Raw genomic sequence first — 12,823 nt, 5'->3', positions numbered from 1 at the left:
CTGATAAAATGTCTTGTAATGAAAATAATTGTATTAGTATGGTATTTTCTATGACAAATGAAATAAATAACAGTGTTGTTGCTTTTATTCGCGATAACATGGGAACTTTATCATGTCCAAAAGCTTTTAGAACAGGTGGAAATGGGACAGGCTTGCAACAAGTAGATCCTCTTGGTTCTCAAGGGTCAATTGCTTTATCCTCTGACCGTAAATTTCTCTTTGTGGTTAACGCTGGCAGTAATAATATAAGTAGTTTTCGCGTATGTCAAGGGGGCCTATCTCTTATTGAAGTAGTGCCATCAGGTGGTATTTTTCCTAACAGCCTAACTATAAATAACTACAATATTTATGTAACAAATGCCGGTAACCCACCTCAATCCACTGCTAATGTTACTGGATTTCATATTGATTCAGATGGACACCTTAGCATTATAAACGGTTCTCAAAGACCATTGAGTTCCAGTGATGCTCAACCAAAATGTATTGTTTCAAGACCTTACAATAATAAACTTGTTGTAAGTGAAGCTGTAACCAATAATCTCAGTGTTTACAATGTAGATTGCAATGGAAGGCTAAATGGTCCAACTGTAACCCCATCTAATGGTGTAGGTCCTTTTGGCTCAGCTTATCTTAATAATAATCTTTTGGTAGTTAGTGAGGTAGGTACAAATGCATTATCCTCTTATAGGGTTATGAATAATGGAGTTCTTGATGTTATTAGCGGTTCTGTCTTAAATAATCAAACAGCCACTTGTTGGGTTTCAGTTGATCCCAATGAGCATTATGCTTATACCTCTAACCCTGGTAGTGGCACAATAACTCGATATCGTATTATGAATGGAGGAACTCTTACTGTTGTAGAAAGTATACCAAGTACACCTAATAGAACAGGAAGTCCGATTGATAGTGGAATAGACATGTATGGCAAAAACTTTTATGTTTTAAATGGTGGCGAAGGCTCAATCAGTGTGTTTAAAATTGATAATAATGGACATTTAGTTCTATTACAGATTTATCAAGATACAAAATTACCACAAATTGGTGCACAAGGATTAGCAATACTCTAAATATCAATAAATTATGCTTTTAAAATGAATGTAAACAATAAAAACTGTTTTTACTTTTAAAGTATATCATCTGAAAGTAACACAAGTGTAATTGTGTTACTTCTCTATTTTTCCACTTACACCAATTAATTATTTAAATATATTGTATTCATACATTTTGATTCTACTACCACCTAGTAACAAATATCATACGTTCTTCATATTATGCATAATAGTGGTTTAACAATTAATAGTTGTTATCTACAACTAACTCACTACAAGGAGGTTTAAAATGTACGGAAATCCATATATTACGTATGATCCAAATTTATTATCAAACTCCTTAGAAGGTATTAGAGCGGCAGTTCAAGGTGAAAAAGAAGATGAATTGTTCTATGACTACTTAATAAGCGTTGCTCCTACAGACGATGAAAAAAAAATTATTGCATCTATAAGAGATGATGAACGTGGACATAATAAAATGTTTAGACAAATATATAATAACATCACTGGAATAGATGTACTACTTAAAGACGATGAGGAATTTGTGAAACCTATTTCTTACCTTGATGGTATTAAAAAAGCATTATTTGGTGAACTGGGTGCTGTGGAAAGATATCGAGAAATCAGAAGAGGACTTCCATGTACAATGTATAGAGATATACTTTTCAACATTATAACTGATGAAATAAAGCATAGTGTAAAATACAATTATCTATTTACCTTAAACAAAAAATAACATTTACATGCTATCCCGCGCCCTTTGTCCCAATGTAAGGATTATTACTGAGAATAAAATTAATATGCATCCAATTACAATAGTAAAGGACAGCTTTTCACTTAGAATTATAACTCCAAGTATAATGCTTACTATAGGCTCTAAAGTGCTTAATATCGCAGCACTCGAAGGGCCTATTATTTTTATGCCCTTTAAAAACATCGTAAGAGCTAAAACTGTAGATACTAGAGCGATGCTACCGGAAGCTAAAAAACTATATGGCTTTATATTAAAATCTAATTGTCCATTAATCATGCCCATTATGAAAATTGACAGCGCAGCTATAAACGCTAAATAGAAAGTTAGTACAAACGTATCGATTTTGTTAACTTCACTATGTGCAACTCCAACAATATAATACGCATAGAAAAAACCTGAAATAAGAGCAAGCCAAACTCCTTTAAAATTTAATGAAGCGCTCCCACTGTCCACTAAAAGATATATTCCGAGCACTGATAAAATTAACGCTAAAATTTTACTTAAATGCAATTTTTCTTTGTACAAAATAACTGAAAAAGCTGTTACTATCACAGGGTAAACGAAATGTAGAATAGTAGCGAGTCCCACAGATATATAATTATATGATAAAAACAGCGCATAAGATGTGCCTGTATATCCTATAATCGACAAAAAAATAATGTGCATTAGCTGTGACTTGTTTAATTTAAAATCTTTTTTTGTAACAACTATGTAAAGTAATATTATTAAAGTAGCTATAAAGAACCTAAGAAATAACACTGTTGTTGCATTTGCTCCCCCAGTATAAGCTATTTTTGCGAGAATTGGCATAACTCCAAAAGCCGCTGAAGATACTACTGTATATATTATTCCATCTATCTTTTTCATTTGTTCACATCCCTTTCTTTATGTCTACGTATCATTCTATCACAAACAAAAAAAATAAAACTACCAAAATACCTCTAATGTATTTTGGTAGTTAAGTCTCTAGCTGCGAATATGTTGCAGCCTCCCAGAAGATTATTTAATTAGTAACTTCATCAATTATACTATTAATATAATTTAGTACTTCTTTCTTTTGTTCTATAGATTTACCTTTTACTTCTTCTATTGTACTCAGAATGTTGTTTGCTTGTTCTTTTTGCGTTTCATTCATATATTTAGTGGCACTTTGTATTTTTTGTTTTGCCGCTACTAATTCCTTATCTATATCTTCGTCGCTTGTCGTGTCAAGACCTTCAGATTGAGTTTTTGTTTCCTTAAATCCAACCGTTCCTATTATTTTATGATTTCTAATTACAAAGCTCTTTATCTTAATAGGAAGTATATCTGTTTTAATTTTTATTAGATTATCCTCAACATAAAAGACATCATTACTCTGCTTGGCAATTTGAGACATTATAAGTTCTTTAGGTAATGTTAGCTTTCCAACTTTAAAATTATCAGCAACGTATGTAATTTCACCATTAGAAACATCTAGCTTTCCCGTGGACGATAATAATAAATTAATATTCTTATAACTGAATGGAGCCTCAATCAAAATTTTATCATTTCCTATTTTTGTGTTAATTTCCTTAATAGTTATGTCTCCCTTACTTATAGGCTTTTTAAAATATAGATTAATCAACGCATTCATATTCTCTTGATTTATTGCAAATTGCCCACTTTTTAACAGTATGTCTTTTTCAAGTTCCTGTATAACATTTGTAGAAGCCGTTTTTTCAACTACTACTTCACCATTATATAATATCGAGCATGCAAAAATTGCCAGTACCACGAGTAAAATAATTGGCGCCCATATTAGTTTGCTTCTCTTTGATTTATTATTTCTAGCCATATTCCCCTCCTTAATCCCCTTTTACTTATATATGTTACCACAATTTCTATAATTCGGCACTTTAAATTAAATAATTAACAAATATTCTCTATTTAATTCTTAACCCTTTTCTTAAATATCTTTATGAAAAAGCATACTCTAAAAAAATAAAACTACCAAAATATCTCTAATGTATTTTGATAGTTTTCTATTTATTTATTCCTCATAGTCCAGAAGCTTTTCTTAATTGTTCAGCATTGCCCCGATTTATATTCCTAAATGATGCATGCTTAACTCTATCCTTAGATTGAATCTTAGGTATTACCTTTTTCTCTTTTGTTAATGAATCGCGCTTAATTTCCTTTTGCTTCCCAGATCCTTTTTTCTCTTTCTCACTACTTGAAGATTTATTTTTAAATTCATTCACAGTAGTGTTATTATCATTTATTACTTTTTTCTTTTCTTCTATAGGTTTACCATGCGCTCCATCTATGGTATTTAGAGGCTTTCTTTGTTTCGCTGTAGCTAATTGCTTATCTGTCTCTTCTACATTCTTTGCATCAATATTTTTAAATGGAATTCTGGAGCTTTGCTTCGCAGCTGTTCCTGATATTCTATTATTTTCAACTTTTAAACTATTTATCTTAAAAGGAACTACGCTTGGATTAATTTTTATTAAATTGTCCTCAGCATAAACATTCTTATTATCAGACTTTGAAATTTGTGACAACACTATTTTTTTAGGTATTGTGAGCTTGCCAATTTTAAAATTTTCAGCAGTATATGTAAAATTGTCTTTAGTAAAATCTATCTTTCCCTTGGACGAAAATAATAAATTTACCTTCTTATAGCTGATAGGAGCCTTAATTACAAGTTCATCCTTTACAATCTCTATATTAACTCCCTTAAGAGTTATATCCCCCTTAGTTTCAGGCCTTAATAATTTACTTAACTCATCTATGTCATTTTGAGTTAATTCAAATTTCCCGCCTTTTCCCTGTATTTTTTTAAGTTTATCTATAATCTCTGAGGAAGCTGTTTTTTTAAATACTAATCCACTATTGTATAATATTAGGTATGCACAAACTACTGTTGATCCTAATAAAATAGTTAATGTCCCTATAATTATTTTCCTCTTTAATTGCATGTTTTCCGACATATTCTCCCCCTTTTTTCATTAATATTTATATGTTAACACATTTAACATAATTTTTAACTCTAATTCACATAGTTCACAAAAAATTTTTCTCTAACTGCAAATAAAATTGGTCATATTATACTTATCTAGAAAAATTGCGGTACAAGCCTTTTGTATGATATTATATATCTAATAAACAAAACATATTAGGAGGATATTATGGGAACACAAAAAACGCCTTATGTTAATCGAAAAAACCATTACGATACTCTATTAAAAAAGCAAAAACAAACCATAGGTTTTATAAGCTTATTAAGATTAATAGTTTTCGTATCCGGATTGAGCTTTACAATTTTCTTTTATTTACGAACTACTTATTATTTAAGCCTTTTAATATTAGTTACCACCATCATCACATTTATAACTTTGGCAATTAAACATAGCAAGATAAAACGCAACAAAATCAGATGTTCGATTTTATGTAAAATAAATGAAAATTGTCTAAAACGCATAAATAACAATTGGAAAGATTTTTCTGATAATGGTGATGATTTCAGCGATGAAAATCACAGTTACTCGAAAGACCTAGATATATTTGGCAATAACTCCCTTTTTCAATGGATAAACACCTGCATAACTTATCTTGGTAGACAAAAATTGAAAGATTCTCTTTCCGCCCCTATTTATAATACTGATGAAATACATAAAAGGCAGGAAGCCATAAAAGAGCTCGCTGGGAATATTGGATGGACACAGAGATTTGCAGCGGAAGCAATACTTAGCGAGAATAAAAACCATAACCCTGGGGAATTGCTTGAATGGGTAAAGGATAAAAATGAGTTTTTCCTAAAACCTCTAGTAATAACCGTAATAAGGATATTACCAATAATAACTCTATCTCTTATGGTATTATCATTTGTTTTCTCTAAAGTATCTTACAGAATACCCCTTTTAGCAATTGTCATTCAGATAATACTTCTTTTAGTTGGATATAAAGAAGTAAGTAGAAATTTGGACACTGTATATAAATATAAGGATTCAATTTTTATATATAATAAACTCCTTATGCATATAGAAAAGAAGACTTTTACCTCAGAGTACTTAATCAAATTGAAAGAAAAACTTGTTAATAAGGACGGAATGAACGCTTCTTTTCAAATTAAAAAACTAGTAAATCTAGTAACAGTAATATCCGACAGAAGAAATATGTATTATTTACCTATAAATATCCTCCTCCTGTGGGATTATCAATGTTTAATTAATCTTCAGAAATTTAAGAAAAATAGTGGTTCTTCTCTAGCAACTTGGATAGATGTTATAGGTGAAATCGAATCCTTAAATAGTTTATCAATTATATCCTATGAACACCCTGACTGGGCAATGCCAAAATTTAAGGACGGATCCCCTATATTTGATGCTAAAAATCTGGGCCATCCACTACTCGGAAGTAACCGGGTATATAATGATATCCGCATAGAAAGATCACAAAATGTTCTTTTAATAACAGGTTCCAATATGTCCGGTAAAAGCACACTTCTTAGAACTACAGGTATTAACTTGGTTTTAGCCTATGCTGGTGCTCCTGTATGTGCGCAAAGTTTTAACTGCTCTATAATGGACATTTATACCTGCATGAGAACAAGTGATAACTTAGAAAAAAACATTTCATCCTTCTATGCAGAACTTTTAAGAATAAAAAAACTTGTAAATGCTACGAAAAACAAAACTCCAATTTTCTTCTTATTAGATGAAATCTTTAAAGGAACTAACTCTATAGATAGGCATACCGGCGCTAAAATACTAGTCGCCAAGCTAAGTACTGAGAATGCACTAGGCTTTGTGTCTACCCACGACTTAGAGCTAGGTGACATAGAAGCCACTAATAAAAGAGTTAAAAATTACCATCTTAAAGAATATTATAAAGATGATAAATTATACTTTGACTATAAACTCAGACATGGAGTATCTACCACTAGAAATGCATTATACTTAATGAAAATGGCAGGCCTTGATATTCCACCTGACATTGAACTCCCAAAATAAAAAATAAAAAAAGTATATATTACAATGCATTATACGTAATATATACTTTTTTTTACGCATAAAAAAGCGTAACATCATTTAATAATTCGGTTAATCATAAGGTCAATTATTCCATCATATATATTAAATAATGCAGTCTTTTCTTATGGTCAATATAATTAGTAATTTAACCATGTATATGTTTTGGCAATTTCCCTATGTTTCAATAGGTTTTTAATATTAATTTAGAGCAAAATAATATTATAGTAATATCGTGAAAGGAGAAATCTTATGAAAATCAATTTAAATTTAAAAAAATTTATTATACTAGTTTCTATATTCACTTTTTTGAAAGGTTCTTTTTTCGCCGATTTTGCTAGCAAAAGTAAAGACTATGAAGATAAATATGGTGTTTATCTAGTCTTCGCTGAATGACACAATAAAATACATCAAATTTAAAAAAGTTGTATAAGCTAACTAAGGGATAAAATATCCAATAGAGCTTGTACAACTTTTTTATTACCTCTTATTTTTTATATCCCTCAGGATGACTTTCATGCCATTTCCACGCAGTTTCTATAATAGTTTCAAGAGAAGCATATTTAGGTTCCCATCCGAGAATTTTCTTAGCCTTTTCACTAGAAGCTATAAGAACTGCAGGGTCTCCTGCACGTCTAAGAGCCATTTCAGCCTTTATTTCTTTTCCAGTAACTTTTCTTGTTACGTCGATTACCTGTTGAACAGAAAATCCTTGCCCATTTCCAAGATTACAAGTTATACTGTCCTCCCCGCATCGTAGCCTCTTCACTGCTAGTAAATGAGCACTAGCAAGATCAGTTACATGGACATAATCTCTAACACAAGTACCATCCTCAGTGTCGTAATCATCTCCAAATACCATAATCTTTTCTCTTTGTCCGAGTGCTACCTGAAGAATAATAGGAATTAAATGAGATTCTGGTCTATGGTCTTCTCCTATATTTGAGCTTATATGTGCACCTGCTGCATTAAAATATCTTAACGCAGTATATTTTATACCATAAGCATTATCACACCATTTTAAGATCTTCTCCACACAAAGCTTTGATTCTCCATAAGGATTAGTAGGAAAAGTCTTATCTTCTTCAAGTATAGGAATATTATCTGGCTCCCCGTAGGTTGCTGCAGTTGATGAGAAAACTATATATTTAACCTTATGATCTCTCATAGCCTTAAGTAAATTTATAGTAGATCCTATGTTATTTTCAAAATACTTTAGAGGTTCTGTAACACTTTCCCCTACCAATGAATCTGCTGCAAAATCTATAACTGCATCTATAGTATTCTCTGTAAAAACCTTATTAAGTATTTCATCGTCTCTTAAATCTCCACAGTAAAGCTTTCCACCAAGTAGCGCATCATGATGTCCCTTTTGGAAATTGTCTAAAACAACTACCTCTTCACCTTTTTCTAAGAGCTCAGCGACCATATGACTTCCAATGTACCCCGCTCCACCACATACTAAAATAGCCATTAACTAAATTCTCCTCTCATAAAAACTTATTATTAAATAATACAATCTTATATATTATTTTAACACAACAACTTCTATTAGTTGTAACTTTATTGTTAATCAAATTATTTCTATACGGTTGACAATGCAGTGCTACCATCATATAATAATTTGAACAAATATATAAGCTTTTCCGTATTATACTAAAAAGCTATTTTTATTGGAGGTACTATCAATGGATTCTGGCCCCATACCGAGGAATTACTATATAAAATTTAATATTATTATAGAGGAAGAATTCATTTATACTAGCGCTTTGACCTAATTATGCACTTTTCTTGCAAACCTTATTTTATTAGCGAACCTTCTTCCTCTAAATAAAAGTTAGGAGGGAGATTATGTCTCATAGATTAAACCAAAAAGAACTAACTGAATTTTTGTTAACCGAAACTATAGATGAAATAAATAAACTTATTCAGTTCATTCATCCTGCTGATATTCTAGTAGTTATTAGGCAATATGATGGAGATAAAATAAATTTATTTCAAAAACTATCTCCAAATGTGATTGCAAACATTATTGATGATGCAGAAGATGAGGAGAAATATGACCTCTTATCCATTCATTCCACCATCATTCAAAAAAAAATCATACATGAAATGTCATCAGATGAATTAGTAGATTTATTAGAAGCTGTTTCGGAAGATGAAGCTAAAAGCATCATGAAAAAAATGAATAAAGAAGATGTTGACGAAGTCAACGCATTGTTAACCTACTCTCCAGACAGTGCGGGTGGTATTATGGCCACTGAGTTTATCAGTGTAAAAGAAAATATGACTATAGGTGAGACCTTAAATTATCTTCAAAAGGAAGCTACAGAAGCGGAAACTTCTTATTATATATATGTAATAGGCGAAAACGATCTTTTAAAAGGAGTTATATCCTTAAAAGACATAGTACTAAGCAACTTTGATGTGAAAATTTCAGATATCATGAATAGTAATGCCATGAGCGTCCCTGTTGATATGGATCAAGAAGAAGTTGGGCACATTTTCGAAAAATACGGGTTTTTAACTATGCCCGTAGTCGATGAAGATATGCATATTTTAGGAATAATAACTTCAGATGATATAATGGGAATTCTTAGCGATGAACATACTGAGGATCTATATCGTCTCGCGGGTTTAAAAGGAGATGAAAAGGTTACCGGTTCTCTTAAATCTTCCATCTGCAGTAGATTGCCCTGGCTATTTGTAAATCTAATAACTGCAATCCTTGCCGCTTCAACCGTTAGTTTTTTTGAAGGCACCATTCAAAAGGTTGTAGCCTTGGCCGTCTTCATGCCAATAGTTGCAGGTATGGGCGGTAATGTAGGTACACAAACGCTAACTATTATTATTCGAAGCATAGCCCTCGGAGAAATAGACGCTAAAAATTCCAAGAAAATATTATTAAAGGAATTCGGTGTAGGTCTATGTACAGGTGTTGCAGTTGGTATTGCAGTAGCTCTATTAGGCTGCTTTTGGGAAAAGAATATTGTTTTTGGGATAGTTATTGGTTTATCTATGTTGTTAAACATGATGGCAGCAACCATAGCCGGTTTTGCAGTACCAGTTATACTAAAAAAAATCAATATTGACCCAGCACTTGCTTCTGCTGTATTTGTTACTACAGTAACTGACATTTTAGGTTTCCTCTTCTTTCTTGGGCTTGCAACGTTATTTTTACCTTACTTAATATAATAAATAAAAACTACCAAAGTGTATTATTAAATATAGCATGATACGTATAGGATAGAGAGTAAAAAATATTTACTCTCTATCCTATATTTTTTATTTTTATAATTTAAGCATTAACTTTCCCTAAGAAGAAGTAATCTTCCCTAAGAAGAAGCAATTTCCCCTAAGAAGAAGCACCCCTCCCTAATAAGAAGTAATCCTCTATTTACATTATAAAGGTATTAATTTATACTTGATTAAGAAAAGCAATAATATTACATACTTGATTTAACAAAATATTATACCTTGGAAGGGGGGAATTTATCAAAAGTTGAATATTACTTTTGATAAAACCAAAATGCCAAATGGCTCTGTTTTAAAACCTGTTTATAAAAAAATAGCTATTGATATTGCTAATAGAATTCTATCTGGAGATCTTCCTATAGGCGATAAGCTATACGGTCGCTCTTCACTTGCAAGCCAATATAACGTATCGCCAGAGACTATAAGAAGATCAATAACTCTTCTTAGCGACATGGATATAGTTAAAGTAACAAAAGGTAGCGGAATAGTCATAAACTCAGTAGATAATTGTTTGGAATTCATCCATAATTTCAAAGATATAGATTCTATAACTTCTCTAAAAAAAGAAGTTGTTGATTTACTTGAAAAGAAAAAAGAATTAGATAAAAATATAGAGTCTTCTATCGATGAACTAATAGATTATTCTAGCAGATTTAAAAATAGTAACCCTTTCATACCCTTTGAGTTTGAAATACATTCTGAAATGAGTGTCGTAGGTAAAACTATATCTGAAGCTGAATTTTGGCAAAATACAGGAGCAACAATAATTGGTATAAGACGAGATGAAAAATTAATACTTTCCCCCGGGCCACAAACTATATTTGAAGATAATGACATATTTGTGGTAATCTGTGATGAAACTAGCTATTATAGAATTAAGCTCTTTCTTTATAAAAAATAAAACTCAAAAATCCCTTACATCGCAGATGTAAGGGATTGATTTTTGGTTGAATTTTCACTAAATTAAATAAATAATCTTTAATAATATACTAGTAATTTCAACATACTAGCAAATTTTATAGATTAGCCCATTCTTTACAAAGTAACAACCCAATGATATGATAAAGTTGTTGCTTTTGCAATAAATTGGGGGGTTTTAATTTGATTAAGGGATATTATGTAATTTTATATACATTAAGAGATCAATTCATAGATATGGAGGTAACTGTTAATGAATAGTATAAATTCCTTTATAAATTTCGTAATAAGTAGACAAGCTGAAATATTCAATTTATTTATACAACATATTCAACTGACTATATTTGCAATATTGATGGCTGTGTTAATAGCAGTGCCTCTTGGAATACTTATAGTTAGGTATAGAAACCTCTCGGGTCCTGTCATTGGTTTTACAAATTTAGTTCAATCAATACCAAGTCTCGCATTGCTCGGGTTTTTAATACCTATAATTGGTATCGGCAGCAAACCAGCAATTATTATGGTAGTTATGTATTCTCTTCTACCAATTCTAAAAAATACATTTACAGGACTAACTAACATAAATCCTTCACTTATCGAAGCAGCTGACGGTATGGGACTTACCAATACTCAGGTACTACTCAAGGTTCGTTTTCCACTAGCTATGCCGATTATTATGTCGGGTATTAGAATATCTTCAGTTACAGCAGTAGGACTTATGACAATAGCCGCTTTTGTAGGAGCTGGCGGTTTAGGCTCCTTAGTCTTTACAGGCGTTTCAACTGTTAACAATAATATGATCCTAGCGGGGGCCCTTCCTGCTTGTTTTCTTGCTATTTTTCTAGACTTTATTATAGGCAAGGTAGAAACTATAGTAATTCCGGAAGGAATAAAGATTTCTCAAGGCACAAAAACACTAAAAACTAATACTATCTTTGACAGCAAAAGATTTAAAATCGGAACTTCAGCATTAGTTCTTATAATCATTTTATCCTCAGTATTTACAAGTTTCTTTACAAGTAAGGATACAATAGTTGTAGGTTCTAAAAACTATAGCGAACAATTAATACTTGGAAATATGGTAGCCTCTTTAATAGAAAGTAATACAGACTATAAAGTTGAAAGAAAAATGAATTTAGGTGGGTCCATTGTAACGCTTAATGCTATAAAATCAGGTGCTATAGACATCTATGTAGAATACACAGGTGTGGCCCTCGTAAATATAATGAAAAAAGATTCTATAAGCGATCCTGACAAAGTTTACAACATAGTTAAAGATGGTTTTAAAAAGGATTACAATGTAGAATGGTTAAAACCATTAGGTTTCAATAATACATATGAGTTAGCGCTAAAGCAAGATCTTGCTAAAAAATATAATTTAAATACTATTTCAGATTTAGCAAAAGTTAGCAAAGATTTTGATTTAGGATGCACCATGGAATTTGCAAGCAGAATGGATGGTTATCTTGGATTACAAAAACTATACAATTTAGAGTTTAAAAATGTAAAAGGTATAGATGGCGGACTTCGCTATACAGCACTTCAAAATAATGAAACTCAAGTTACAGATGCATTTACTACTGATGGTTTGCTTCAAAGATTCGATCTAAAACTTTTAAAAGACGATAAAAAATTATTTCCACCTTATTATGCAGTTCCTATAGTACGGGAAGAAATACTAAAAAAATATCCTGAAATAAGACCTGTACTACTATCCTTAGAGGGTAAAGTTACCGCTAAAGATATGCAAAAACTAAATTATAGAGTAGACAACGGTGAGGACCCTAGAACAGTTGCAGAAGACTTTTTAAAATCTAAAAAATTAATGGATTAAATTAAATAGGAGGCTATAT

General features: G+C 31.3%; 11 protein-coding genes. 7 read left to right on the top strand and 4 right to left on the bottom strand.

Going from position 1 to position 12,823, the window contains the following annotated elements; genetic code table 11:
* Window positions 1-8 precede the first annotated feature (8 nt).
* Together KTC92_RS15295 and KTC92_RS15290 are read left to right on the top strand one after the other, a co-directional pair.
* Window positions 9-1,067: a beta-propeller fold lactonase family protein gene (locus KTC92_RS15295; protein WP_216302606.1), complete on the top strand. Its 1,059-nt coding sequence runs from the start codon at window positions 9-11 to the stop codon at window positions 1,065-1,067.
* A 271-nt stretch (window positions 1,068-1,338) separates the two neighbouring features.
* Window positions 1,339-1,785 carry a ferritin-like domain-containing protein gene (locus KTC92_RS15290; protein WP_216302605.1) on the top strand — a complete coding sequence of 149 codons (447 nt, stop codon included), beginning with the start codon at window positions 1,339-1,341 and terminating at the stop codon, window positions 1,783-1,785.
* Window positions 1,786-1,788: 3 nt separating this feature from the next.
* Here KTC92_RS15290 and KTC92_RS15285 read toward each other — a convergent pair whose 3' ends face one another.
* From KTC92_RS15285 to KTC92_RS15275, 3 genes are all read right to left on the bottom strand, one after another.
* Window positions 1,789-2,670, bottom strand: a complete 882-nt coding sequence (locus tag KTC92_RS15285; RefSeq protein ID WP_216302604.1) for a DMT family transporter — start codon at window positions 2,668-2,670, stop codon at window positions 1,789-1,791.
* A 136-nt stretch (window positions 2,671-2,806) separates the two neighbouring features.
* Window positions 2,807-3,619, bottom strand: a complete 813-nt coding sequence (locus KTC92_RS15280; RefSeq protein ID WP_220286174.1) for a hypothetical protein — start codon at window positions 3,617-3,619, stop codon at window positions 2,807-2,809.
* 202 nt (window positions 3,620-3,821) lie between these two features.
* Window positions 3,822-4,757, bottom strand: a complete 936-nt coding sequence (locus tag KTC92_RS15275) for a hypothetical protein (protein WP_220286175.1) — start codon at window positions 4,755-4,757, stop codon at window positions 3,822-3,824.
* A 198-nt stretch (window positions 4,758-4,955) separates the two neighbouring features.
* Here KTC92_RS15275 and KTC92_RS15270 point away from each other — a divergent pair, with 198 nt between their 5' ends.
* Complete coding sequence (locus tag KTC92_RS15270) at window positions 4,956-6,779, top strand: MutS family DNA mismatch repair protein (protein ID WP_220286176.1); 1,824 nt, start codon at window positions 4,956-4,958, stop codon at window positions 6,777-6,779.
* Between the two features lie 270 nt (window positions 6,780-7,049).
* Entirely contained in the window at window positions 7,050-7,193 is a 144-nt protein-coding gene (locus KTC92_RS15265; RefSeq protein ID WP_220286177.1) for a hypothetical protein, read from the top strand.
* A 91-nt stretch (window positions 7,194-7,284) separates the two neighbouring features.
* Here the strand turns inward: KTC92_RS15265 and galE are convergent, their stop codons facing one another.
* Window positions 7,285-8,271: a UDP-glucose 4-epimerase GalE gene (gene galE / locus KTC92_RS15260; protein WP_220286178.1), complete on the bottom strand. Its 987-nt coding sequence runs from the start codon at window positions 8,269-8,271 to the stop codon at window positions 7,285-7,287.
* 377 nt (window positions 8,272-8,648) lie between these two features.
* On the opposite strand from galE, the gene mgtE reads away from it, so the two are divergent.
* From mgtE to KTC92_RS15245, 3 genes are all read left to right on the top strand, one after another.
* Window positions 8,649-9,992: a magnesium transporter gene (gene mgtE, locus KTC92_RS15255; protein WP_216302599.1), complete on the top strand. Its 1,344-nt coding sequence runs from the start codon at window positions 8,649-8,651 to the stop codon at window positions 9,990-9,992.
* Window positions 9,993-10,326: 334 nt separating this feature from the next.
* Window positions 10,327-10,953 (top strand): TrkA C-terminal domain-containing protein, encoded by a 627-nt coding sequence (locus tag KTC92_RS15250; protein ID WP_165412539.1) that lies wholly within the window; start codon window positions 10,327-10,329, stop codon window positions 10,951-10,953.
* A 270-nt stretch (window positions 10,954-11,223) separates the two neighbouring features.
* Window positions 11,224-12,804: a glycine betaine ABC transporter substrate-binding protein gene (locus KTC92_RS15245; RefSeq protein ID WP_216302598.1), complete on the top strand. Its 1,581-nt coding sequence runs from the start codon at window positions 11,224-11,226 to the stop codon at window positions 12,802-12,804.
* The last annotated feature ends 19 nt before the right edge of the window (window positions 12,805-12,823 follow it).

The sequence above is a fragment of the Clostridium sp. CM027 genome, from assembly GCF_024730565.1.
GTDB classification, from domain to species: domain Bacteria; phylum Bacillota; class Clostridia; order Clostridiales; family Clostridiaceae; genus Clostridium_AD; species Clostridium_AD estertheticum_B.
This window is presented reverse-complemented; position numbering and strand designations above follow the sequence as displayed.

What these genes read in the sequence shown, in the direction of transcription:
- KTC92_RS15295 (WP_216302606.1), top strand. Translation starts at nt 9, where the DNA reads ATGTCTTGTAATGAAAATAATTGTATTAGTATGGTATTTTCTATGACA.
- KTC92_RS15290 (WP_216302605.1), top strand. Translation starts at nt 1,339, where the DNA reads ATGTACGGAAATCCATATATTACGTATGATCCAAATTTATTATCAAAC.
- KTC92_RS15285 (WP_216302604.1), bottom strand. Translation starts at nt 2,670, where the DNA reads ATGAAAAAGATAGATGGAATAATATATACAGTAGTATCTTCAGCGGCT.
- KTC92_RS15280 (WP_220286174.1), bottom strand. Translation starts at nt 3,619, where the DNA reads ATGGCTAGAAATAATAAATCAAAGAGAAGCAAACTAATATGGGCGCCA.
- KTC92_RS15275 (WP_220286175.1), bottom strand. Translation starts at nt 4,757, where the DNA reads ATGTCGGAAAACATGCAATTAAAGAGGAAAATAATTATAGGGACATTA.
- KTC92_RS15270 (WP_220286176.1), top strand. Translation starts at nt 4,956, where the DNA reads ATGGGAACACAAAAAACGCCTTATGTTAATCGAAAAAACCATTACGAT.
- KTC92_RS15265 (WP_220286177.1), top strand. Translation starts at nt 7,050, where the DNA reads ATGAAAATCAATTTAAATTTAAAAAAATTTATTATACTAGTTTCTATA.
- galE (WP_220286178.1), bottom strand. Translation starts at nt 8,271, where the DNA reads ATGGCTATTTTAGTATGTGGTGGAGCGGGGTACATTGGAAGTCATATG.
- mgtE (WP_216302599.1), top strand. Translation starts at nt 8,649, where the DNA reads ATGTCTCATAGATTAAACCAAAAAGAACTAACTGAATTTTTGTTAACC.
- KTC92_RS15250 (WP_165412539.1), top strand. Translation starts at nt 10,327, where the DNA reads ATGCCAAATGGCTCTGTTTTAAAACCTGTTTATAAAAAAATAGCTATT.
- KTC92_RS15245 (WP_216302598.1), top strand. Translation starts at nt 11,224, where the DNA reads ATGAATAGTATAAATTCCTTTATAAATTTCGTAATAAGTAGACAAGCT.